The organism is Nocardia abscessus (assembly GCF_015477775.1).
GTDB lineage: Bacteria > Actinomycetota > Actinomycetes > Mycobacteriales > Mycobacteriaceae > Nocardia > Nocardia abscessus_A.
The window spans coordinates 344,178-367,116 of record NZ_JADLQO010000001.1 but is presented as its reverse complement, the minus strand read 5'-3'; the positions used below and the strand labels follow the sequence as shown (position 1 = coordinate 367,116).

The following is a 22,939-nucleotide window of genomic DNA, read 5'->3' as shown; positions in this document are numbered from 1 at the left end:
CGACTGCGATCGATCGCGCGGTCATGATCGAGCATCCACATTCGAGGCTGCCCGGCGCCACCCGCCCTGTGGCCTTGATCACCGGGCCGACCTCGGGCATCGGCCACGGCTTCGCCACTCGCCTGGCCTCGCTCGGCTACGACTTGGTGCTGGTCGCCCGCGACGAGCAGCGTCTCGCTGCCCTCGCGACCGACCTGGAGCATCGCTTCGGCACTCGCTCGCAGGTACTCGTCGCGGATCTGGCCCGGGCGAAGGACCGCGAGCAGGTCGTGGCGCGACTGGCCGGCGGCGTCGAATTCCTGGTCAACAACGCGGGTTTCGCGCACTCGGGAGAGTTCTGGACCGTGCCGCCCGATCAGCTCCAGGCGCAACTGGACGTCAACGTCACGTCGGTGGTGCAGCTCACCAGGGCCGCCTTGCCGCCGATGATCGCGGCGGCGAACGGGTGCGTCGTCAACGTGGCCAGTGTGGCGGGTCTGATCCCCGGACGCGGGTCGACGTATTCGGCGTCGAAGGCCTACGTCGTATCCTTCACCGAAGGGTTGGCAGGGGGACTGGCCGGAACCGGAGTACGGGTCCAAGCCCTGTGCCCGGGATTCGTCCGCACGGAATTCCATCAGCGAGCCGGCATCGAGATGTCCTCGCTGCCGAAAGCGTTGTGGCTGAGCGTCGACCGGGTAGTCGCCGGCTCACTGCGTGATCTGGAGAAGGGCCGGGTGCTCAGCGTGCCCGGTATGCAGTACAAAGCGCTCACCACCGTCGCCGGATTGATCCCGCGAACCCTGGGGGCCCGGCTCAATCGCGGGCTGTTCGACGCACGCGGAAGGACTTAGACATGATCGACGTGATAACCAACGACAGGGACAGGTTGGCCGCCCTGGTGCGCGAGCTCGCCGTGGTGCACGGCCGGGTGACCCTGTCCTCGGGCAAGGAGGCCGACTACTACGTCGACCTGCGCCGCGCCACCCTGCACCACGGCGCGGGCCCGCTGATCGGCAAGCTGCTGCGCGAGCTCGTCGCGGACTGGGATTTCGACGCCGTCGGCGGCCTGACCATGGGCGCCGACCCGGTGGCACTGGCCGTGATGCACGCGCCCGGCCGCCCGATCGACGCGTTCGTGGTGCGCAAGGCCGCGAAGTCGCACGGCATGCAGCGCCAGATCGAAGGCCCCGACATCGTGGGTAAGCGGGTGCTGGTCGTCGAGGACACCACGACGACCGGGAATTCCCCCTTGACCGCGGTGCGCGCGCTGCGCGCGGCGGGCGCTACCGTGGTCGGCGTCGCCACCGTCGTCGACCGGGAGACCGGCGCCGACCAGGTGATCGCCGCGGAGGGACTGGAGTACCGGTCGATCCTCGGCTTGAAGGATCTCGCCCTGGGATAGCCTGGATGAAGGTCTAAGTCTTCGAAGGTGAAGGGTCGTGTGAGTCACCAGTGGTGAGCATTGCAGTCAACAGAAGTCGCGAAAACGTTGCGATGCTCGGAATCGGCGCTTACCGACCCAAGCGCCTGGTCAGCAACGCCGAGGTCTGCGAGGTCCTGGATTCCACCGACGAGTGGATCTTCGAGCGCACCGGCGTCCGCAACCGGCGCTGGATCAGCGGTGACGAAACGCTCCGCTCGATCGCCGCGGCGGCGGGCGAGCGCGCGATCGTCAACAGCGGCGTCGATCGGTCCGAGATCGGCGCCGTCATCCTGGCCACGTCCAGCTGGCTGACCCTCACCCCGCACGGTGCGCCGCAGGTGGCCTACGACATCGGGATTAACGGGGTCCCCGCCTTCGACCTGACCTCCGGCTGTGGCGGCTTCGGCTACGGCCTCGGTGTGGCCGCCGACATGATCCGGTCCGGCTCCGCCGAGTACGTCCTGCTCATCGGGGCGGAGACGATGACGGTGGGGCTGGATCCCACCGACCGCGGCACCGCGATGATCTTCGGTGACGGCGCGGGCGCCGTGGTGGTCGGCCCGAGCGAGGAGAACGGCATCTCTCCGACCGTCTGGGGCAGCGACGGCGAGAACGCCGCCGCGATCATGCAGGACATCGACTTCCTGGAGTACATGCAGCGCGCCCAGTCCATGCAGGGGATGGACCCGGCGGTGGACCCGGTCGGCCGGATGTCGCTGCGGATGGAAGGTCCGCGCGTCTTCCGCTGGGCCGCGGTCACCCTGCCACGCGCGCTGTCCACGGCGCTGGAGGTGTCCGGCGTGGCCAAGGAGGACATCGAGGTCTTCGTCCCGCACCAGGCCAACGCCAGGATCAACGAGCTGATGAAGAAGAACCTCGGCCTGGCCGACGAGATCCCGATGGCCAACGACATCGAGAACACCGGCAACACCTCGGCGGCGTCGATTCCGCTCGCCATCGAGGAGATGCTGGTCACCGGCAAGGCGAAGGGCGGCCAGACGGCGCTGCTGCTCGGCTTCGGCGCGGGCCTGAGCTACGCGGGCCAGGTCGTCACGCTGCCCCCCGCGCCCGCCGAGCCGAGCTTCTAGCCGATGCGCCCGTTTCGAGCCGGGTATCTCGCGGCGGCGGCGGTCACCGTCTACGGCGCCGTCACCGGGCGGGAGAAGGCGCAGTGGATGGCGAAGCCGCTGCTGATGCCGCTGCTGGCGGCCGACGTGGCGACCGAAGGCAGGGAGCTGCCGCCTACCGAGCGCACCGTGCTGATCGGTTCGCTCGGCGCGGCCACTGTCGGCGACATCCTGCTCATCGACCCGGACGACGATCGCAAACTGATCGCGGGGGCGTCGTCGTTCGCGGTGATGCAGGCCGGCTACTCCACGCTGTGGTGGCGGATGGGCGGCAGGCCCACGGCCGCGGTCACCCTGCCTCGGGTGGCCGCCTGGCTGGGGGCGGCCGGCTTGCTGCGGTCGAAGGCGCCGTCGGTGGCCACGCCGTTGACGGCCTACGGCGTCACCCTGGGCGCCGCGGCCGTGCTGGCGTCCGATCCGGCGCTGGCGCCCGCCACGAAAAACGTTGCGGGCGTTAATGTTCCCGGGACCGATTCGCGCAGTCGGCTCGGTCTGGGCGCACTGCTGTTCACCGTCTCCGACGGGCTCATCGTGCTGCGGCGGTTGTTCGCGCGCGGTCAGCGGGCCCGCCGGGTGACCGAAGGCGTGATCCTGGCGACCTACGCGGCCGCGCAGTATCTGCTCGCCGACCCGAAAGCGCACGTGAAGCCGGTAATCACAGCACCAGAATGATGCGATCCCGGTTCGCCGGGTCGACGCGGATGGAAAGGATCTCGCCGACCGCGAGCCGGGGCTTGTCGGCCGGCGTGGCATCGAAAACGACGGTGCCCCGGTAGCTTTCCGAACCGGGCACGGTCAGTTCCAGATCCAGCTCGGTGAGTTCGGTCTGATGGTCGGTGCGCTGCAGCGGATGCACGCCCTCGACCGTTGCCCAGCCTTCCAAGCCGTGCCGCCACAATTGGCGATCCGCTTTGGACGGTCGGGCGGCCAGCATCATCCCGATGCCGACACCGGAACCGAACAGCCCGACCAGTGCCACGATCTGATACGGCACGGTTCCCGGCGGCGTCCGGTGCACCACCCATCCCAGCCACAACGCGAGCAGGATCAGATACCCGGCGGTCACCCCGAGCACCGTGCGCAATATCCGCTCGTGTTCCATGCCAGCCTCCACCCCGAGTGCCAGACCTCCAGGATAGGCCCAGCGCACCCGGCGGTGCGGGCTATCGGTGCGCGCGACTGCTGGTCAGCGCGGCAAGGTCGACCGTGACCGGGGTTCCGGCGATGTCGAGTGTCACCGTGCCGGACTGTTCGGCGACGAGTTCGTAGTCCCCGCCGATGAGGTAATAGGCGGCGAGGCTCGTGGGCTTGTCGAGGTCGATCATCCAGTAGTACTCGATACCTGCCTCGGCGTACTCGAAGAATTTCGTCACCCGGTCGGTACGTCGTGAACCGGGCGACAGGATCTCCACGGCGAGTAACACGTCGGCCGCGTCATAGCGCGGCAGGTTGGCCTGGATGCCGGCTTCGGGTACGACGAGAACGTCCGGGACCCGTATCGTCGGCAGCGGACCCTCATCGATCAACACTTCTGTATCGGCCAGCACGCCATGGGTGCTGGGCAATTGCGGTTCCAGCTGCGCGCCCAGCCGCAAGATAGCGCGCTGATGTTGCGACACCGGTTTCGGTGACACGACCAGAACCCCCTCGACGAGCTCGTAGCTACGGCTGCTGTCCTCCGGCAGCGCGATCCAGTCCTCCAGGGTCAGCAGATGATCAGGCCAGGTCACGTCGACGGTCATCGCTTCCTCCCCTCCCCGCACGGATACCGCGTTGGGGCCAGTCTGGCACAGCACGCCGACAAACCACAGCGTCGTCAGCCCTTGAGTCGCAATACCGCCAGGACCCGGCGGTGGTGGGTCTCGGAGGGCGGTAGGTCGAGCTTGATGAAGATATTGCCGATGTGCTTTTCCACCGCGCGCTCGGTGACGGTCAGGGCGGCGGCGATGGCGTTGTTGGACAGACCTTGGGCCATCAGCTCGAGCACCTCGCGTTCGCGCGGGGTGAGGCGGGCCAGGGAGTCCTGCTGACGCGATGCGCCCATCAACTGGCTCACTACCTCCGGGTCGAGCGCGGTGCCGCCGGTGGCCACGCGGTGCAGCGCGTCCACGAAGTCCCGTACGTCGGCGACCCGGTCCTTGAGCAGGTAGCCGACGCCGCTTGCGCCACCGGCCAACAGCTCGGTGGCGTAACGGGTCTCGACCCACTGGGAGAACACCAGCACGCCGGTCATCGGGTATTTGCGGCGCAGCTCGATGGCGGCGAGCAGCCCCTCGTCGGTGTAGCTCGGTGGCATCCGCACGTCCACCACGGCGACGTCGGGATCGTGCCTGCCGACCACGTCCGCGAGGGTGGTCGCGTCGCCGACCATGGCGACCACCTCGTGGCCGCGTTCGGTGAGCAGTCCGGCGAGGCCGTCGCGCAGGATGGCGCTGTCCTCGGCGATCACGATGCGCAGTCCGTCGCTCATCGGGAACCCGCCAGCGGCAGCAGGATGGTCACCACGGTCGGTCCGCCCGCCGGGCTCTGCACGGTCAGCGTCCCGTCCACGGTGCGAGCCCGTGCCGCGAGGCCGGACAGCCCGCTACCCGCGCCGATCGCGCCGTTCACGGGCGCGACCACGCCGCCGATCCCGTTGTCGCGCACCGTCACCGCGATGGTCCGCCGGTCACTCGGCAGCACCGAGACCCACGCGCCGGTGGCCTCCGCGTGCCGCACCACGTTCGTCAGCAGCTCGGCCACCGAGAAGTACGCGATCGCCTCGATGGCCGGGCTCGGCCGCTCGGGCAGGTGCACCCGCAGCTGCACCGGCACCGAGCAGCGCGCCGTCAGCGTCTCCAGGGCCGGTTCGAGTCCCAATTCCAGTGCGGGCGGGTGGATTCCGCGCACCAGCTCACGCAGTTCGGTCAGCGCCTCCTTGGAGCTCGCGTGCGCGTCCGCGATCAGGTCGCTCGGGTTCCCGCCCGCCGCGAGCCGGTCCTCGGCCCGCCCCAGCGCCATCGCGATGGTGACCAATCTGGCCTGGGTGCCGTCGTGCAGGTCGCGTTCCAGCCTGCGCAGCGTCGCGGCGGAGTCCTCGACCGCGGTGCGCCTGCTCTCCTGCAGCTCGGTCACCCGGCGGTCGCGAACCGTCGCGCTCAGCAGGGCGATGGTCAGCAGCCGGTGCAACCAGCAGACGCCGCGCAGCGGCCAGGGCAACACCAGGCAGCCGAGCACGCCGACCAGCGCGAGCCCCAGCACCTTCGGCCAGCTGTCGAGGTAGAACTCGCCGAACTGGATCATCGACTGGTGCTCGACGCCGTTCTCGTCGACGTTGGTCGGGTGGATCAGCGCCCACGGAAGCGGGGAGATCGCGGTGAACATCGTCATCGCGACCGTCACGAGCACCAGATATCCGACTGCGACGCCGAGCACGGCCTGGGCGAGCAGGAAAACCACCGCACGCAGGCTCGCCCGATCGGTGAAAGCGCTTTTGAGGAATCCGATCGGGCCGGGCGCGGGCGCGAACGGCGGAGGCGGCGTAACGGCGACACCGAGCAGGTCCCTGGCCAGTGCGCGGTAGACGCGGCCCCACACTCGTCCGCCCAGCAGCACCAGTGCCAGTACCGGCAGCCCGACGATGGTGATCGCGAGGTACAACCCACCGCCGAAGCCGAAGAACAGGTACATCACCGCCAGACAGCCGAGCACGAAAACCGTGAGAACGTAGACGAGTTCCTTCCAGAACCGGGCGCGCACCGGCGCGAGCAACACCGTGCGCAGCACGTGCTCTCGCGGTTCGGCCGCCCCCGGCGGGTCGAGCACGAGGGTCGCTTCGGCGTGTGTCTCGGTCATGGATCCCATGGTTGTCGCGGCGATTCCGGAATTCGATGGAGCTGCCCACCGTAGGTGTGGTGTAGCGGGCTACACCCACTACGATCCTGCTGATGAGCTACCCGCCGCAGCAGCCGCCGTACGGCTACCCAGCCTATGGCGCCTACGGATCCCCGGACCATCCGCAAGCCACCACGATTCTGATCCTGGGCATCCTGAGCCTCGTGCTGTGCCAGTTCATGGGACCTTTCGCCTGGGTGATGGGCAAGCGGGCGCTCAACGAGATCGACACCTCCGGCGGAACCATCGGTGGCAGGGGGAACGTCAACGCGGGGTACATCTGCGGCATCATCGCGACCGCGCTGTTGTGCCTGAGCCTGGTGTTCGTCGCGTTGTTCGTGGTGCTCGGCCTGGTCGGCGCGTTCGCGGGAAGCTCGTCGAGCTACTGAGCCACCCGGCTCGGGCGCGGCGGCCCGAATTAGCATCATCGGGGTGAGTCATCCAGTGCCGGACGCGGCCGAGCAGGACCTACCCGGGCCGACGGAGTGGGGTGAACACCCGAACGGCGTCGGCCCGTGGGCGAGCGAGCACGCCGAGCCGCCGCCGGACGATCCGCGCCTGGATCCCGAGCTACTGGCCGGCGGCGATCGCCGCAACGTGGTCGATGCCTACCGGTACTGGAGCCGCGAGGCGATCGTCGCCGACATCGACCGGCGCAGGCACCCGTTCCACGTCGCGATCGAGAATTTCGGGCACGACGCCAACATCGGCACGGTGGTCCGCACGGCCAACGCCTTCGCCGCCGCGGCCGTGCACATCGTCGGCAGGCGGCGCTGGAATCGTCGCGGCGCCATGGTGACCGACCGCTACCAGCACATCCGTCACCACACCGATATCGGCGAGCTGCTGGCGTTCAGCGAGCGGGCCGGGCTGACGGTGGTCGCGGTGGACAACGTGCCTGGCTCGGTCCCGCTGGAGACGGCCACGTTGCCGCGCGCGTGCCTGCTGCTGTTCGGCCAGGAAGGCCCTGGTGTCACCGACCACGCCAAGCAGGCCGCGGCCATGACGGTGTCGATCGCGCAGTTCGGCTCCACCCGCAGTATCAACGCGGGCGTCGCCGCGGGGATCGCCATGCACGCCTGGGTCCGGCAACACGCCGATCTGACCGCCGCGTGGTGAGTGCCGGACGACTCGTCGACCGTGTGAACAGGAGATCTTCCTGTGCCGGAGTGCACCGGCACGATTTCACATCGCTTTCGTAACAAATCGGGCGCGTAAATCCGTTCTTGCCTGGCACCATTGATTCATGACCTCGCGGAGCGACGATATCGAGGTGCCGCGCGCGGAACACGCCGAAAACGGCTCCGCGGCACCGCGTCCGCCGGCCGGCCGTGCAGCGGCGGGCCGGGATGGCGTCGCCTCGGCGACGCTGTGGTCCGAACGAGCCGACATGGCCGAATCGGCGGTCGTCTCGCGGCACCTGCGGGCGCTGTGGGCGTTGCCGGGCACGGAACTCGGCGTGGTCGGCTGGCCTGCCACCAAGCGCGAGCGAGTCTTCGGTTCGTGGCACTACTGGTGGCAGTCGCATCTCATCGATTGCGCGGTCGACGCCGCGAACCGGGCGCCGACTCCGCTGCGCCGCAGGCGAATCGCCGCGCTGGCGCGCTCGCATCGCTTCCGCAATCTCACCGGCTGGACCAACCGGTACTACGACGATATGGCGTGGCTGGCCATCGCCCTGGAACGCGCCGAGCGCACACAGGGCGCCGACGTGCGCAGTGCGCTCGCGGCGCTGGAGAAGGAACTGCACGACGGCTGGCAGCCGCAGGCGGGGGGCGGTCTGCCCTGGCGCATCGGCTCGGACTATTTCAACGCGCCCGCGAACGGTCCCGCCGCGATCGCGTTGCTGCGGCTCGGGCGGATCCAGCGCGCCCAGGAGATGGCGGACTGGTTGGACGCGACACTGCGTGACCCGGAGACCGGTTTGATCCTGGACGGTATCCATCTACCGTCCGGGGCGATCGAGCGTCCGGTGTTCACCTACTGCCAGGGCGTGGTGCTCGCCTTGGAGACCGAACTGGCCGTGCAGACCGGCGAGCCCAGGCACACCGAACGCGTGCATCGGCTGCTGGCGGCCGTCGAGCAGCACATGACCACCGGCGGTGTCGTCAGCGGCGGTGGTGGTGGCGATGGTGGCCTGTTCAACGGCATCCTGGCTCGTTATCTCGCGCTGGTCGCGGTGATGCTGCCCGGTGAGGACGCCGAGCAGGTGGCCGACCGCCGGTCGGCCGCCGCGATCGTCCACGCGTCCGCCGCCGCGGCATGGGCGAACCGGCTCCAGGTCGAGGGCGAGCCGCTGTTCGGGCACGACTGGAGCAAACCCGCGCAACTGCCCGGCGGCAGCGCGGGAGCGGGCCGTTTCACCGCGGGCGGCTCGGTGACCCCGTCGAAAGTGCCCGAACGCGATCTGTCCGTGCAGCTGTCGGGCTGGCTGCTCATGGAGGCGGCCTTCCAGGTCAGCGCCGCGGGCCTGTGACCTGGGTCAGCTCTCCGAATCGAGCATCACGCTCGGGCTGGTCTCCAACGCGAAGTCCTCGGCAGGCTGGGACATTTCCTGCCGATAGTGCCGCACGCCCAGCACCGTCCCGATGATCAGGCCCACCACCAGCGTGCCGATAACGATCGGCATCAGCCAGGGCACGCGCTGCAGGAAGCTGCCCGCGTAGTAGCCGATGAGCAACAGCACCGGCGCCCAGACGATCGCGCCGATGGTGCTGGCGACGGTGAACTTGCGGTGGTCCATCCGCGCGGCGCCCGCGACCGAGGGGCACAGCGTGCGCACCCAGGGAATCCAGCGGGCGATCAGCACCGCGAGGAACCCGTGCCGGTGCAGCAGTTCCGCGACGCGCTGCAGGTTGCGGACGTTGATGTATCTGCCGTTCTTCCGCGCGACCAGGTGTTGTCCCGCCCGGTGGCCGATGACGTAGCCGACCTGGTTGCCCGCGATGGCCGCGACCATCGCGCCCAGCGACAGCGCCCACACGTGCGCCTCACCGGAGGCGTGCGATGCCATCACGATGCCCGCGGTGATGAGCATCGAGTCGCCGGGCAGGAACAGCCCGAGGATCACAGCGCATTCGAGGAAGACGAATGTCAGCACCACTGTCCAGACGAGCGCGGGGCCCGCCGACAGCAGGGGATCGAAACTGCCCACGGCTAGGGGCGACGATTCGGTCGTCACCGGCTCAGCGGGTGGGCTCGCTGGTCGAAACGGTCAGCTCGGCCTCGGCGGGCTCGACCGCAGGGCCGCCGCGGTTGCGCAGCTTCTTCGCCACCGCGGTGATGCCGGGCAGAATCGACACGAACACGATGAGCAGGAAGATCGCCTCGACGTGGTCCCGGATGAACGCGACGTTGCCCAGGAAGTAGCCGAGCACCGTGACGCCGCCGCCCCACAGCAGCGCGCCGACGATGTCGAACGCGACGTACTTGCGGTAATCCATCTTGGAGACGCCCGCCAGCACCGGCATGAAGGTGCGCACGATCGGCACGAACCGGGCCAGGATGATCGTCTTCGGCCCGTGCTTCTCGAAGAATTCGTGCGTCTCGGTGACGTAGTGCTTCTTGAAGAAGCGGGTGTCCTCTTTGTGGAACAGCGCGGGCCCGATCGCCCGTCCGATCCAGTAGGCGCACTGGTCGCCGGCGAACGCGACCACCACCGTGGCGGGCACCAACACCCAGATCGACACCGGCGGATTGGGCTGCGCGGCGAGCAGGCCGCCGGTGAACAGCAGCGAGTCGCCGGGCAGGATGGGGAAGAGCAGGCCGGTCTCGATGAAGACGATCACCAGGATGGCCGGCAGCACCGCGTTCTTCAGCCACGTCTCCGTGAGCAGGTGCATCGGATCGAGCAACTCGGTAAGCGCGAGGTTGCTCGTCACCGATTCTGTCGCTGCCTGCAGAATCACGTGGCCTCCTGTCCCGATACGGCTGGCCTGCATCGCTTGCCACCGCGTCGGAAGCTGCCAGCGCAAATTACCGGCCCCACAGTACCGGCTCCGCCTGAGAATGCTCGCGCTGTGCGCAAAATTACCGGTGGGTCCCCTGCGCACTCCCTCCCTGCATACCAGGCGAAACACTGCTGCCTTAGGGTAAGGGCTGACAAAATAGGTCTTTGCCGCACAACACGGAGGTCTTACTGTGCCCATCGCGACTCCGGAGGTCTACGCCGAGATGCTCGGTCGGGCCAAAGCCAACTCCTTCGCCTTCCCGGCCATCAACTGCACGTCGTCGGAGACGATCAACGCGGCCATCAAGGGTTTCGCGGACGCGGGCAGCGACGGCATCATCCAGTTCTCCACCGGCGGCGCGGAATTCGGTTCCGGCCAGGGTGTGAAGGACATGGTCACCGGTGCGGTGGCGCTGGCCGAGTTCGCGCACGTGGTCGCGGCCAGGTACGACGTGACCATCGCGCTGCACACCGACCACTGCCCGAAGGACAAGCTGGACACCTTCGTCCGGCCGCTGCTGGCGATCTCTCAGGAGCGGGTCAACGCCGGCCAGAACCCGCTGTTCCAGTCGCACATGTGGGACGGCTCCGCGATCCCGATCGACGAGAACCTCGAGATCGCGAAGGAGCTGTTGAAGGCCACGCACGCGGCGAACATCATTCTCGAGGTCGAGATCGGTGTCGTCGGCGGTGAAGAGGATGGCGTCGAAGCCGAGATCAACGAAAAGCTCTACACCTCGCCGGAGGACTTCGAGAAGACCATCGACGCGCTCGGCGCGGGCGAGAACGGCAAGTACCTGCTCGCCGCCACCTTCGGCAACGTGCACGGGGTGTACAAGCCGGGCAACGTCGTGCTCAAGCCCGAGGTGCTCGCCGAGGGCCAGCGCGTCGCCGCCGCCAAACTCGGCCTCGCCGGCGACGCGCAGCCGTTCGACTTCGTCTTCCACGGCGGTTCCGGCTCGCTGAAATCGGAGATCGAGGACTCGCTGCGGTTCGGCGTGGTGAAGATGAATGTCGACACCGACACCCAGTACGCGTTCACGCGGCCGGTCGCCGGGCACATGTTCGCCAACTACGACGGCGTGCTGAAGATCGACGGTGAAGTGGGCAACAAGAAGGCCTACGACCCGCGCAGCTACCTGAAGAAGGCCGAGGCCTCGATGGCGGCGCGTGTGGTGGAGGCGTGCAACGACCTGCACTCCGCCGGGCGCTCGATCAGCGCCTGACCCCTGGTGCACCCGTCAGGGGCTTGGCGCACATGAGTCTGGATGTGCGTGTGCTCGGGCCCGTTCGACTGCTCGTCGGTGGTGAACCGGTGGCCGTCGGCGGGCCCAAGCCGCGAGCTCTGCTCGCCGCGCTCACGGTGAATCGGCGGCGCGCGGTGTCCTCCGCCGCGCTCGCCGACCTGGTGTGGAACGAGGAACCACCCGACTCCTACGCCGCGAGCCTGCAGGTTTTCGTCTCGAACATCCGCAAGGCGCTGCGGAATTCCGGGGTCGACCCGGCCACGGTGCTGCGCACCGAGTCCGCGGGCTATCGGTTGGAGATCGACGAGACCGCCTGCGATCTGGGACGTTTCGAGGCGGCGCGGGAAGCGGGAGCCCGCGCCGCCGAGGCGGGCGATCACGCCGGGGCGGCGCAGTTGTTCGGCTCCGCGCTGCGCGAGTGGAGCGGCCGGGCGCTGGCCGATCTGGCCGGTTTGCAGTTCGCCGACGGCTTCGCCACGGCCATGGACGAGGAGCGGCTGCTGGCCGCCTCGGCCCGGATCGACGCCGAGATCGCCTGCGGGCGTGCGTCCTCGGTGATCGGCGAGCTGGTGGCGATGACCACCGAGCACCCGTTGCGCGAACCGCTCTGGGGTCAGTTGATCACCGCGCTGTATCTGTCCGGACGCCAGGCGGACGCGCTGGAGGCATGCCGGAAGGTGCGCGGGGTGCTGGCCGACGAGCTGGGCATCGACCCGGGCCCGGCGCTGGTCGATCTGGAGCAGCGCGTGCTGCGGCAGGAGCCGCTGAGCACGGTCGAGTTCCGGCAGGTCGAGCGTCTGGCCGCGGCGATGACCGAGACGGTCACCGAGATGCCGCGCGCGGTGCGCAGCGGCCAGTTGCGCCTGCCGGACGGTCGTGCGGTGACGATCGCGCAGGGCGGTCTGCGGATCGGCCGGATGACCGACAACGATCTGGTCCTGGAGGACCCGCGGGCGAGCCGCTACCACGCGCACATCATGCCGAGCCGTGCCGGCCTGCTCATCAAGGATCTGCACTCGGCCAACGGCGTCTTCGTCAACGACGATCCGATCGACAGCGGCGTACTGCTGGCCGACGGCGATCAGATCCGCATCGGCGGGACGATCCTGACCTTCCAGGCGCTGCGCTAGTTGCAGGCGATCCCGTCGCCGTCGCGATCCAGATGCGCGTTGAAGCCAGGCTGTCCCCGGTACAGCGGCCCGGCCCCCTCCGCGCGCACCTGGTCGCAATCGGTGTAGATCTTCCGCGACCGCTCACCGGATTCCTCCGGCCGCTGGCTTTCGCCCTTGGGGCCGGTCCGATTGTGCGGGATCGGATGGTCTTCGTGCGGTCCGGCGATCGCGGCGGCCCGGGGAGCGACGGCGGACGCCGCCGGCGGCACGAGCGCGATCGCTCCGGCCGCCAGCAGCGTCGCCCCGATCGCAGGTACGACGCGGAGAACTATCTTGGTCACGCCTTCCATCCTGCTCCCGGATCGGCCGGTGCGCCGGAGAGATTCACTCGCAGGCGACCCCGTCGTCGTCCCGGTCCAGGTGCGGGGCGTACCCCGGCTCGCCGCGCAGCAAGGGCGCTTTGCCCGCGGCGCGCACCGCAGCACAGTTCTTGTAGTAGGCATTGGGCTGGGTGGCGTTCGGCTGCGCCGTGGCCACGGGCGGGGCGAGGGTGAGCGCTGCGGCGGTGAGCAGACGTCTTTATCGAGCGTGTCGGTCTGCCGGTGCCTGAAAGGCGAACGCGGTAGTGTCGTTCCGCTGGTTCGTGTCCGCAAGGTTCGTGTCCGCAACGGATTTCGAGGGGTTTGCTATGGCGATGCGAATGCTGGCCGCGGTGGGCGCGGTCGTGGTCGGCGCGGGAATGCTCGTCTACGCCGACGGGCCCGCCGCCGCCGCGCCCGAAGCGACCGACGGCCTTGCCGGAGTGGGGCCGTGCGCGACCGATCCGGTGGCGACCCACGAGCCGTTGGTGCCGAAGACGCTGGAGGTGCCGATTCCCTATCCGGTGATCACCGTGCTCCCGGCGCAGGCACCGGAACCCGCGCCGAAGCGAACGCGGATGGAGCTTCCACCGGACCCGTGCACCAATCCCTGCCCGGATCTCACCGACCTGCCCGGCGCGCCACCCGGACTCGCCGCGCAACTGGGGATTCCGGAGATCCTGTTGAACCCCAAACCTTTCCACTTCGCGATTCCCGGCCCGGGTCCGGACCCCGGCCCGGTGCCGCCGCCTCCCGCGCCGGTGCAGCCGCCGGTCGAAGCCGCGGCGCAGTCGCCCGCCCGGCCTGCGCCGCGGCTCGGTCCCGCCCGTGAGGTGGCGAAGCTGACCGGCGCGAACTCGGTGAACCGCACCGACAAGCGGTGGCAGGTGGACGGCACCGACCTGGGGATCATGTGGGAGAGCGCACCGGGCGAGATCGCGACCGCGTTCGGCGACACCGTCGGTCGCGGCTTCCATCCACCGGGCGGCATGGGACTGGATTGGCGCAGCAACGTGCTCGCCTTCAGCACCGACCGTGAACTCGCCGACGGGGTGACCTTCGACCGGATGGTCACCGACGACCGCTGTCACGCGGCCGAGGTGCTCTCCAGCCGCAAGCTGGACAATGTCGAGGTCACCACCATTCCCACCTCGGGTTTCGCGCTCGGCGAGCGACAGTATCTGAGCTATATGTCCATCCGGACCTGGAACAGCCTGCCCGGCACGTTCTTCACCAACTACGGCGGCATCGCCTACTCCGACGACCACGGCCAGACCTGGACGAAGGACCCGCACGCCCGCTGGGACAACATCTTCGGCCTGGCGAATTTCCAGGTGAGCGCGATGGTCCCGCACGGCGGCCATGTGTACATGTTCGGCACGCCCAACACTCGGCTCGGCGCGGTCGGCCTGGCCAGGGTGCCCGAGGAGCAACTCCTCAACACCACCGCCTACCAGTACTGGCGCGACGGCGCGTGGACACCGGTGGGTGGGTTCGCTTCGGCCACACCGATCGTAAACGGCCCCGCAGGCGAACTGTCCGTGCGCTACGACGCCGCACGGAACGTCTGGCAGATGAGCTATCTGGACACGACGAAGGCCGCCATCGTCGTCCGTGAGGCGGACACACCGCAGGGCGCGTGGTCGGAGAGCACGCCGACAGTGTCGGTGCTGAACTATCCGGAGCTGTACGGCGGGTTCATCCACCCCTGGTCATCCGGATCGGACTTCTACTTCACCATGTCGACCTGGAGTGATTACAACGTCTACCTGATGCACTCGGTCTTCACCGAGTGATCCGGTCGCGCTAGCGGAGCCGAACCTCGGCCAGTGCGCGACCGAACAGCTTGCGTCCCTCGGCGGAGCCGCCGAGCAGGACGGTCGCGGTGCGCGTGGCCGAGTCGAGCGACTTGATCTTGCCGGTGAACTCGACCGTGCTCGCCGCGTCGGCGGCGACCGGGACGAAACCGGAGAACCGCACACTGAACTTCCGGATGGCGGTCGGATCACCCAGCCAGTCGGTGAGATAGCCGCCGGCCAGCCCCATGGTCAGCATGCCGTGCGCGACCACCGTCGGTAGCCCGGCCAGCTGCGCGGCGTGGTCGCTGAAGTGGATCGGATTGGCGTCACCGGACACGCCCGCGTAGTTCGCGAGGTCGCCGCGGGTCAGCCGGAAGGAGCCGACGGGCAGCTGGTCGCCGGGGGCGAGTTCGTCGAACGCGGGCACCGTGTGCACCGGCGCGATCTCGTGTCGGTCCGGCTCGACCAGCGGGCTGACGCCGAGCGGCACCAGCGCGTCGCTCCGGGCGAGATCGGCGCTCGCCTGGGCCGATTCCACCGGACGCCCGTGCATCATGATGTTCTCGACCACGTCGTTCAGGCCCGCGTCGACCTCGACGCCGCGGCGCGCGACGATCGTGGTCGACCCGACGATGGCGACCTCGCCGTGCTGGTTGCTCAGCGCGAAGCGCACCACGATGAAGTCGTTGTCGCCGAACTGGCGGATCGACTCGATGACGATCTCGCTGCGCACCCGGTCGCCGGCCAGGATCGGCCGGTAGATCTCGAAGACCTGGTCGGTCTGCAGGAACTGGGACAGGTCGTACTGGGTGAGCACCGAGTCGAGCAGCGCTCTTGTGCCGGTCATCCCGATCACCGAGGCGAAGGTCGGCGGCGCGATGATGCCGAGATGACCGAGCGCGCGTGCGTCGCCCTCGCGCTGATGCGCCGCGTGGTGGTTCTGTACCGCGCGGGCGAACTCCCGGACTTTTTCCCGGCCGACCTCGTAGTGGTCGCGGACCCGGAATCGCTGTCCGGTCGGCGTCACCGGAACGAGATCGACATCCGGCCGCGCCATCGTCTGCTCCCTGCTCATGATCCGGGCCATGCTACTGCCGAACCGGACCATTGACCAGGTGAGTGTGACGCGCGCGACCGGCATCGATGCGTGGCGGCTATCACGCCGCCGGGCGTTTACTGCGTGCCGGAGGGCGGGTCGCAAACCTTCCATCCGTCGTCGGTGCGCTGCAGGTCGAAGGTGCGTGCGGACCGCTTCGCCGGGTCGGCTTCGGTGTACACCGTGGCCTGCGCGATCGCGGTGTCGTCGGTGATCCGGATGGCGTCGATGCTGTCCACCACCGGGATGTTCTTGCGCTCGACCGACAGCTTGTGCACGCCGGCGAACTGGTCGCTCGGAATGCCCTGGTAGAAGTCGTGCAGAGGGCCGCAGGTGGAGGAGCGCAGCGCCTCCAGGTCGCCGGTCTGCAGTGCCTCGGTGTAGCTGGTGATCGCACCGCGCACCTGCGTCTCGGGGGAATCCTCGCCGGTCATCGTGACCAGCGCCACGATCACCGCGACGAGTGCGATCACCGCCGCGCCTGCCGCGCCCACCAGGATCAGCTTGCGGTTGGGCCGACCAGTGTCCGCGGCGGATGCCCCAGCGCCTGGCTGCGCCGCCGGGGCGATCCGCTGCGGGGGTGGGACGGGACGGGTCTGCGGCGCGCGCGGACCGGCCATCGATTGCGCGGGCACGGTCTGCTGGACGTCCGCGGGGGACGGCGCGGTAGACACCTGACGCGGTCTGCCCGCCGCGCGCGGCGGCGACGGGCGGGTCTCCTCGACTCCCGGACCGTGCTGCGGCGGCCCGGACGGGCCGTGCGGTCCGGGCTGCTTGGGCCCGGCAGCGGGACGCGGGGTGCTCGGTGGCTTCGTGATCGGAACCGGTCCCGCTGGTGACGCGACGACGCGATCGGTTCCCGGCCTGCCGCCGTCGGCGGGGCGCTGGATGGGGAGCGCGACGGTCTTCGCGTCGTCCGCGTCGACCACCCGCATCGCCATCGTGACGTCATCCGAACCGGGCGGATTCTGGTCGTCACCCGGGGTGGACTTGTCGGTCGTCGCCGACTCGGCATCGCCCGGTCCGGCCGGCGGCTGCGGCCTGCGCATCACGACGGTCGCGGATTCTGCGCCCGGGGCCGGACCGTCCTGTGGAATCGCGGCGGTCTCGGCGGTGCCGCTCGGCGCAGCGGAATCACCCGTCGGGGTCTTACCGCCCGCGATGGTCTTCGGCGAGGAGCCCGCCGCCGGCTCCGCTGGCTTCGGGACGGCTGCGGCGGCACCGGCCGCTTGTGCGCCGGATTCGGGCGCTGTCCGGTTTTGCGCGGGCCTGCTCGGTTGCGCTCCGGAGCCTTTCGCAGTGGAACCCCCTGCCGGGGACGTGCCCGGTGCGGAACCTGGGGGTGTACCGGGCGGCGTCTGATCCCGCTTGATCACCACGGTGCGCGCTGCGGCCGACCCCTCCGGTGCGGAACCGGTCTTCGGCGTGCCGCCGCCGGTTTCCGGCTGCTTCGGTGCGGATTCCCGATCGGCCGCGGCCGTCTTCGCATCGGCTCCCCGGCCTGCTTCGGACGTGCCGCCACCGGAGCGTGCCGGTTCGCCGCCGGCATTCCCACGCGCGTCGCTAGCCGTGCCGGGACCGGCCGGTCCGGATGGTGCCGCGCCCTTGCTACCGGGCGCGTTCGAAGCGGGTGGCCCGGACGGGGGCGGTGTGTTCGGCCTGCCTTCAGGCTGCGCAACAGGGGATTTCCCGGCTGGTTGGGGCGCCGGGGTCTTGGCGGGGCCAGAGCCGGACACAGATGGGTTCGGTTTACCGGTGCCGACCGGTACCCCGCCCGCCGCCGAGCCGGGTGCGCTGCCCGCAGGCGCGTTCGACGTCGGCGCCTTTCCGCCGACCGGGCCGGAGGGTGTGCCCTTGGCGCCTGCTGCGCCCGGACCACCCACCGCGCTTGGACCACCGGCTCCTGCGCCCGGACCACCTGTCGCGCTTGGACCACCGGCTGCTGCGCCTGGGCTACCGGCTGCGCGCGGACCACCAGCTGTGCCTGGGCTACCGGCTGCGCGCGGACTACCGGCCGCACCCGGGCCCCCGGTTGTGCCTGGCCTACCTGCCGCGCTCGGGCCGCCTGCCGCGCTCGGGCCACCGGCCCCGCCTGGGCTGCCGGCTGTGCCCGGGCCACTGGCTGTGCCGGGGCCACTGGCTGTGCTTGGGCTACCGGCTATGCCGGGACCACTGGCTGTGCCTGGGCTACCGGCTGCGCGCGGGCCCCCGGTTGTGCCTGGGCCGCCTGCTGTGCCAGCTGCGCTCGAGGGCCGGGCCGCCGGGGAATTCGCGGGGGCAGGTTGGTTCGTGGAGTTCGTCCGGTTATCCGTGGCAGCGGGTTTCGTGCCGCTGGACGCGCTGGGATGCGGTGCGGTGCCCGCGCCCTTCGCCGGTGCGGAAGCGCCGGCATTCGGCGCGGTGGAAGTCGGTGAGTTCGTCCTGCCTGCGGGGCCGTTCGCCGGTTTCGCGCCCGCCGTGTTCGACGGCGTCGAGTTCGTGTCCTGCGACGAGGCCGGACCGCCGCCGGGGGCCTGTCTCGGCTCCGCGGTGCGCGGCGCGCTGGGAGCCGGACCGCGAGTGCCCGCGTCCGGGTTCGGGCTCGCAGCGGAAGTGTCTGCGCCCGAGGCGGATCGGCCGGTGCCACCGGACGTCGTTTCACCCGGCCGCTGCGCCTTGGCGATGCGCTCGGTGGGGGCGGCCGAGGAAGCGGGGGCGCCCTTTCCCGTTGCCGGAATACGTTCGGTGGCGGCGTCAGGGCGTGCGTCGGCCCCGGCTGCGTCGGCCGGTCCGGCGCTATCCCGCGCCGTGTTCTTCTCGTCGTTCGGGTCGGACACGCACACCCCTCGCTAAGGCGGAACTGTTGAACTCGACGGCCAGCCTAATGGGCGCGGCCCGGCGAAGTCCGCCATCAGCCCACGCCGAGCCGAACGAACGCCGAGTCCCCCGCTCGACGACCCGCGGCCGCCCCGAAATCCATGCATTTCGCGGCATGAACCGGCTCGCGCACCGGGGGTGCAGCACCAGACGGTGGGCCGCCTCGAACTCGGCGAACACAGGGGGCCAGCCTGCCCGGGCGCTACACATCGCCCCGTGACTTCAACTTCCAGGCCGTGGTCGAGTTCTCAACCGAACCCCGACACCGCACAACACGCCAGTGGCTGGTGCGAAGTCCTCCTCGGATTTGCGCCGGGCAAGTGGAGGGTCGGCAGCTGCATAACGAACGCGGTGGGGCGGAGTCTGTCTGCTGTTGTGCGCTGGGGCGAGCGGGGCGAGGCGGCCGCTTGTCGACCGGAGCGGCCTGCGGTGCAGAATGAAGCGCATGACCTCGTTCGGTGACCTGCTCGGACCGCAACCGGTACTGCTACCCGAAATCTCCGATGCCGAGGACGCGCTCCTCGACAACGCCGATCCGGTGCGGGTCGCGGCCGATCATCCGGCCGCCTCGATCGCCTGGGCGCACCTCGCCGAGGCGGCGCTGGCCCGCGGGGAGGCGCAGGACGAGGCGGTCAATCACGACATCGTCGCCGCGTACGCCTTCGCCCGCACCGGCTATCACCGCGGCCTCGACCTCCTGCGCCGCAACGGCTGGAAGGGCTTCGGCCCGGTGCCGTGGAGTCACGAGCCGAATCGGGGCTTCCTGCGCAGCGTCGGCGCGCTGGCCCGCGCCGCCAAGGTGATCGGCGAGACCGACGAGTACGCACGCTGCCTCGACCTGCTGGAAGACTGCGACCCCCGGGCGGCCGCGGAGCTCGGCCTCGACTGAGTCGTAGTGATCGGAGCACCGCGTAGCGATTCGACGACGGGTGGTGGCCGGGTGACGGGTGGGCTCGACTCGGATTCCCGTGTCGGCAGCGCCCGCGCGAGCAGCATGGCGAGGTTGCGCGCCTCGTGGGCGCGGCTGCGCCGGTCGGTCCTGCCGATCATCCAGTGCTCGGTCGGCGCCGCGCTGGCCTGGTTCCTCGCCCATCACGTGATCGGCCACGCGCTGCCGTTCTTCGCGCCCACGGCCGCCGTGGTGTCCATCGGCATCTCCTTCGGCGCCCGGCTGCGCCGCTCGGTGGAACTCGTGGTCGGCGTCGCGGTCGGCATCGGCATCGGCGACCTGTTCATCTCCCGTGCGGGCACCGGCGTGTGGCAGATCGCGCTGGTGGTCGCGGTCGCCATGGCCGCGGCGGTGTTCCTGGACGGCGGCTCGATCATCACCATGCAGGCGGCGGGTTCCGCCGTGCTGGTCGCGACGTTGCTGCCGCCTTCGGCGGGCGGCGGCCTGTCCCGCATGATCGACGCCTTGGTGGGCGGTCTGGTCGGCGTTGTGGTGGTCGCCGCGATACCGCTGCACCCAGTGCGCAGGGCGCGGACGCTGGCCGCGGACATCCTCGGCGTGATGGGCAAGTCGATCACCGACTGTGCCGACGGACTGCTCGAACAGGATCCGGAGAAGCTGCACCGCGCGCTCACCGCGATGCGCGCCACCCAGCCGCAGATCGATTCGTTGCGCGCCACCCTCGAGGGCGGCCGCGAGATCAGCCGGATCTCACCGCTGTACTGGAACTCCCGTCCCCGCCTCGATCGCATCAGGGCCACGGCGGATCCGTTGGACAACGCCATCCGCAACACCCGGGTGCTGTTGCGCCGCTCGCTGACTCTGGTGCGCGACGACGAAATCCTCGATCCCGGACTGATCGACGAGGTGGAGCGGCTCGGTCAGGCCGTCGATGTGGTGCGCCGGATGATGCTGACCGACCCGGGTGAGCAGCCCGACCGGGCCGAGGCCGCCCGCGTACTGCGCTCGGTCGCGAAGGGCGCGCGCCCGGAATTGGTAGCGGGCGCGGGGCTCTCGGCGCACGTCGTCTTCGCGCAGGTACGTTCGACGCTGGTAGACCTGATGCAGGTGTGCGGCGTGCAGCGTATCTCGGCGATTGCCCTGCTGCCGCCGACGGTCAAGAATCCGTACGTGCGGCCGGAGGTCTGACGCCGGACTACTCAGCGGTATTCGGACATTCGCGCCGGGGACCGTGGTCCGCGCCGGGCGCGGCACGCCGAAAAGTTGATCTTCAAGTAGTGCGCTACTCGTGTCGCGGGCGTCTGCCCGCCGTAGTTTTGCGATGTGACCGCGAGTTCGAGGGGTATCGCGGTCGATCGCTTCGCTCGTGGACGAAAGGACCCTCCGGCCAAGGGGTGTGGTGGCTGGAGGGTGGGGCGGATCCGAAGCGGGCGAAGAAGCGGGGCCGCCCGGCCGACCCGACCGGGCGGCTTCGCGCCTCGCCGGGAACCGATCCCGGCGATCAGGTCCAGAATCGCGTCAGGTAGCCGCCGTAGCGCGACCAATTCGACGGCACGCCGGACAGTCCGAACAGCGCGTACACCGCGTCGAAGAACACCTCGTTGATGGCGGGAGTGAACAGCAGCGCGAACAGGATCAGCATGCCGAACGGCTTGAACTGGTCGAGTGAGCGCCTGGTCTGGTAGCTCAGCGAGGGCTCGAGGATGCCGTAACCGTCCAGGCCCGGCAGCGGGATCAGGTTCAGCAGCGTCGCCGTGATCTGCAGGAACGCAAGGAAACTGACGCCGAACCAGAACGCGGGGTGGTGGTCGGTGCCGCCCCAGATCCGGACGATCACCAAGAGCAGCACCGCGCACAGCGCGTTCACCGCGGGACCGGCGCCGCTGATGATCCGCTGCGTGCGCGGCGCGACATTGTGCGTGTGCACGTAGACCGCGCCGCCCGGCAAGCCGATGCCGCCGAGCGCGATGAACACCATCGGCAACACGATCGACAGCAGGGGATGGCTGTACTTCAACGGGTTGAGCGTCAGATAGCCGCGCAACTCGACCTCGCGATCACCCGCGCGCCAGGCCGTGTACGCGTGCGCGAACTCGTGCAGGCACAGCGTCACCACCCACCCGGCCACCACGAAGACGAATACCCCGGCCTTGGCTCTGGTCGAGTCCAGCGGGGCGTCCCAGGCCAGCGCGCCGCCGACCGCGGTCACGGCGATGACGAGCAGGAACACCGGGCTGGGCCGGACCGCGCGCGATCTGCGGTCGATCGGGAACGGAGCGTTCATCGCACCAGCAGCCATGGTTCGTGGTGGCGGTAGAAGCTCGAGCGCGGCACCGGGCGATCGGCGCGGACGCCGTCCCTGGTCACGATCGCGCCGGGCGTGCCGAGTTGTGCCGCTCGTCCCTCCACCCAGCGTCGTTTGCGGAACCCTTTCCGCACGGTCGCCCGCACGCCGGGCTGCCCGAGGCACGGCGAGACGAGCATGGCCGTCACCTTTCCGGAGAACAGCAGTGTGTCGTCGACGTACGCTTCGCCCTCCAGCTTCTCGCCGCCGACGCCGGTGATCACCGCTCGGCCCGCGAGCACCTTGCCGGTGTCGTCGCGAATCAGCGGCGTCTCGACGGCACGGCCTTCGATGGCGCGCTTGGCGGCGGCGTTACCGGTACCGGTCTGGTACGCCCGCGAAGCGTAGGTCTTCTCGACCGGCACGTAGCCGATCTCGACGTGCAGGCGCTCGGTGCGCATCAGGTGGGTGAGCACCGCGGCCAGCGCGGCGTCCTCGCCCAGCACGATCAGCCGCGGCAGGCTGTCGGCGGCCAGCACGGGAAGCAGTTCGTCGATCACGGTGGGATCGGGGACGGCGGCCGTCTGGGTGGTCGGCAGTGCCGCGAGCGCGATGGGTACGGGGGCGCCGTCGCAGCGGAGAACATGGGTACTCAAGCTGCCGTACACCCTCCTCGGTTCGAGCCGACACCGTCGGGCCCCTCACGATCGCGGGCGAACCCACTGGGCTCTCCCGTCCACGCCGCGCTGCCGCTCGGCGTGCCGTGCAACCATAGCCCTGCCCGGCCGCGACCACACGGTTGTCGAGCCTACGACGAGATCCGCTGCGATGCCGCCGCGGATGGGTCGGCTAGACTGTGCTTCCGGCCACCGCCTCAGTACGGCAGGTAGCTGCAACACGTCAGTGTTGCCTGTCGAACGTA

The 22,939-nt window shown here is 69.6% G+C and carries 25 protein-coding genes; 13 read left to right on the top strand and 12 right to left on the bottom strand.

Annotation, left to right across the window (positions count from 1 at the left end; genetic code table 11):
* Nucleotides 1–23 precede the first annotated feature (23 nt).
* From IU450_RS01865 to IU450_RS01850, 4 genes are read left to right on the top strand one after another with little or no spacing between them, the layout of a single operon-like run.
* Complete coding sequence (locus IU450_RS01865) at nt 24–833, top strand: SDR family NAD(P)-dependent oxidoreductase (protein WP_195148030.1); 810 nt, start codon at nt 24–26, stop codon at nt 831–833.
* Nucleotides 834–835: 2 nt separating this feature from the next.
* Nucleotides 836–1,384 carry an orotate phosphoribosyltransferase gene (gene pyrE / locus IU450_RS01860; RefSeq protein WP_040870748.1) on the top strand — a complete coding sequence of 183 codons (549 nt, stop codon included), beginning with the start codon at nt 836–838 and terminating at the stop codon, nt 1,382–1,384.
* 50 nt (nt 1,385–1,434) lie between these two features.
* Entirely contained in the window at nt 1,435–2,493 is a 1,059-nt protein-coding gene (locus tag IU450_RS01855; protein WP_195148029.1) for a beta-ketoacyl-ACP synthase 3, read from the top strand.
* Between the two features lie 3 nt (nt 2,494–2,496).
* The gene (locus IU450_RS01850; RefSeq protein ID WP_195148028.1) at nt 2,497–3,204 is read left to right on the top strand and encodes a lysoplasmalogenase; all 708 of its coding nucleotides are present in this window, start codon (nt 2,497–2,499) and stop codon (nt 3,202–3,204) included.
* Here IU450_RS01850 and IU450_RS01845 read toward each other — a convergent pair.
* From IU450_RS01845 to IU450_RS01830, 4 genes are all read right to left on the bottom strand, one after another.
* The gene (locus tag IU450_RS01845) at nt 3,188–3,634 is read right to left on the bottom strand and encodes a hypothetical protein (RefSeq protein WP_195148027.1); all 447 of its coding nucleotides are present in this window, start codon (nt 3,632–3,634) and stop codon (nt 3,188–3,190) included. The two genes, IU450_RS01850 and IU450_RS01845, sit on opposite strands and share 17 nt — an antisense overlap.
* A 61-nt stretch (nt 3,635–3,695) precedes the next feature.
* Nucleotides 3,696–4,274 (bottom strand): Uma2 family endonuclease, encoded by a 579-nt coding sequence (locus IU450_RS01840; RefSeq protein WP_195148026.1) that lies wholly within the window; start codon nt 4,272–4,274, stop codon nt 3,696–3,698.
* 74 nt (nt 4,275–4,348) lie between these two features.
* Complete coding sequence (locus tag IU450_RS01835; protein ID WP_195148025.1) at nt 4,349–5,002, bottom strand: LuxR C-terminal-related transcriptional regulator; 654 nt, start codon at nt 5,000–5,002, stop codon at nt 4,349–4,351.
* Nucleotides 4,999–6,366: a sensor histidine kinase gene (locus tag IU450_RS01830; RefSeq protein WP_195148024.1), complete on the bottom strand. Its 1,368-nt coding sequence runs from the start codon at nt 6,364–6,366 to the stop codon at nt 4,999–5,001. Before IU450_RS01830 ends, IU450_RS01835 begins: the two co-directional genes overlap by 4 nt.
* Nucleotides 6,367–6,458: 92 nt before the next feature.
* Here IU450_RS01830 and IU450_RS01825 point away from each other — a divergent pair, with 92 nt between their 5' ends.
* From IU450_RS01825 to IU450_RS01815, 3 genes are all read left to right on the top strand, one after another.
* Entirely contained in the window at nt 6,459–6,794 is a 336-nt protein-coding gene (locus IU450_RS01825; protein WP_195148023.1) for a DUF4190 domain-containing protein, read from the top strand.
* 43 nt (nt 6,795–6,837) lie between these two features.
* Complete coding sequence (locus IU450_RS01820) at nt 6,838–7,524, top strand: TrmH family RNA methyltransferase (protein WP_195148022.1); 687 nt, start codon at nt 6,838–6,840, stop codon at nt 7,522–7,524.
* A gap of 271 nt (nt 7,525–7,795) precedes the next feature.
* A complete protein-coding gene (locus IU450_RS01815; RefSeq protein ID WP_195148628.1) occupies nt 7,796–8,881 on the top strand; it encodes a glycoside hydrolase family 76 protein in 1,086 nt (361 codons plus the stop codon).
* A gap of 6 nt (nt 8,882–8,887) precedes the next feature.
* Here IU450_RS01815 and IU450_RS01810 read toward each other — a convergent pair whose 3' ends face one another.
* Both IU450_RS01810 and IU450_RS01805 read right to left on the bottom strand, forming a co-directional pair.
* A complete protein-coding gene (locus IU450_RS01810) occupies nt 8,888–9,586 on the bottom strand; it encodes a DedA family protein (RefSeq protein ID WP_195148021.1) in 699 nt (232 codons plus the stop codon).
* 4 nt (nt 9,587–9,590) lie between these two features.
* Nucleotides 9,591–10,247 carry a DedA family protein gene (locus IU450_RS01805; protein ID WP_228834009.1) on the bottom strand — a complete coding sequence of 219 codons (657 nt, stop codon included), beginning with the start codon at nt 10,245–10,247 and terminating at the stop codon, nt 9,591–9,593.
* A 298-nt stretch (nt 10,248–10,545) separates the two neighbouring features.
* On the opposite strand from IU450_RS01805, the gene fbaA reads away from it, so the two are divergent.
* Entirely contained in the window at nt 10,546–11,580 is a 1,035-nt protein-coding gene (gene fbaA / locus IU450_RS01800; protein ID WP_195148019.1) for a class II fructose-bisphosphate aldolase, read from the top strand.
* A gap of 32 nt (nt 11,581–11,612) precedes the next feature.
* Nucleotides 11,613–12,731: a BTAD domain-containing putative transcriptional regulator gene (locus IU450_RS01795; protein ID WP_195148018.1), complete on the top strand. Its 1,119-nt coding sequence runs from the start codon at nt 11,613–11,615 to the stop codon at nt 12,729–12,731.
* Here the strand turns inward: IU450_RS01795 and IU450_RS01790 are convergent.
* Complete coding sequence (locus IU450_RS01790) at nt 12,728–13,054, bottom strand: excalibur calcium-binding domain-containing protein (protein WP_195148720.1); 327 nt, start codon at nt 13,052–13,054, stop codon at nt 12,728–12,730. The genes IU450_RS01795 and IU450_RS01790 overlap by 4 nt on opposite strands.
* Before the next feature lie 43 nt (nt 13,055–13,097).
* Entirely contained in the window at nt 13,098–13,250 is a 153-nt protein-coding gene (locus tag IU450_RS01785; RefSeq protein ID WP_416382825.1) for an excalibur calcium-binding domain-containing protein, read from the bottom strand.
* A gap of 151 nt (nt 13,251–13,401) precedes the next feature.
* On the opposite strand from IU450_RS01785, the gene IU450_RS01780 reads away from it, so the two are divergent.
* Nucleotides 13,402–14,868 carry a DUF4185 domain-containing protein gene (locus IU450_RS01780; protein ID WP_195148017.1) on the top strand — a complete coding sequence of 489 codons (1,467 nt, stop codon included), beginning with the start codon at nt 13,402–13,404 and terminating at the stop codon, nt 14,866–14,868.
* Nucleotides 14,869–14,878: 10 nt separating this feature from the next.
* On the opposite strand, the gene IU450_RS01775 is transcribed toward IU450_RS01780, so the two are convergent.
* Nucleotides 14,879–15,946, bottom strand: a complete 1,068-nt coding sequence (locus IU450_RS01775) for a fused (3R)-hydroxyacyl-ACP dehydratase subunits HadA/HadB (RefSeq protein ID WP_195148016.1) — start codon at nt 15,944–15,946, stop codon at nt 14,879–14,881.
* Between the two features lie 98 nt (nt 15,947–16,044).
* Complete coding sequence (locus IU450_RS01770; RefSeq protein WP_228833900.1) at nt 16,045–17,016, bottom strand: hypothetical protein; 972 nt, start codon at nt 17,014–17,016, stop codon at nt 16,045–16,047.
* A gap of 1,240 nt (nt 17,017–18,256) precedes the next feature.
* Between IU450_RS01770 and IU450_RS01765 the strand changes: the two genes are divergently transcribed.
* From IU450_RS01765 to IU450_RS01755, 3 genes are all read left to right on the top strand, one after another.
* Nucleotides 18,257–18,799 (top strand): hypothetical protein, encoded by a 543-nt coding sequence (locus IU450_RS01765; protein ID WP_195148015.1) that lies wholly within the window; start codon nt 18,257–18,259, stop codon nt 18,797–18,799.
* A 469-nt stretch (nt 18,800–19,268) separates the two neighbouring features.
* Nucleotides 19,269–19,712, top strand: coding sequence for a DUF3151 domain-containing protein (locus IU450_RS01760; RefSeq protein ID WP_043733992.1), 444 nt, complete (start codon nt 19,269–19,271; stop codon nt 19,710–19,712).
* Nucleotides 19,713–19,817: 105 nt separating this feature from the next.
* Complete coding sequence (locus tag IU450_RS01755) at nt 19,818–20,921, top strand: FUSC family protein (RefSeq protein ID WP_195148626.1); 1,104 nt, start codon at nt 19,818–19,820, stop codon at nt 20,919–20,921.
* Between the two features lie 313 nt (nt 20,922–21,234).
* On the opposite strand, the gene IU450_RS01750 is transcribed toward IU450_RS01755, so the two are convergent.
* Nucleotides 21,235–22,017: a site-2 protease family protein gene (locus tag IU450_RS01750; RefSeq protein WP_195148014.1), complete on the bottom strand. Its 783-nt coding sequence runs from the start codon at nt 22,015–22,017 to the stop codon at nt 21,235–21,237.
* Nucleotides 22,014–22,673, bottom strand: coding sequence for a hypothetical protein (locus IU450_RS01745; protein WP_228833899.1), 660 nt, complete (start codon nt 22,671–22,673; stop codon nt 22,014–22,016). Before IU450_RS01745 ends, IU450_RS01750 begins: the two co-directional genes overlap by 4 nt.
* Between the last annotated feature and the right edge of the window lie 266 nt (nt 22,674–22,939).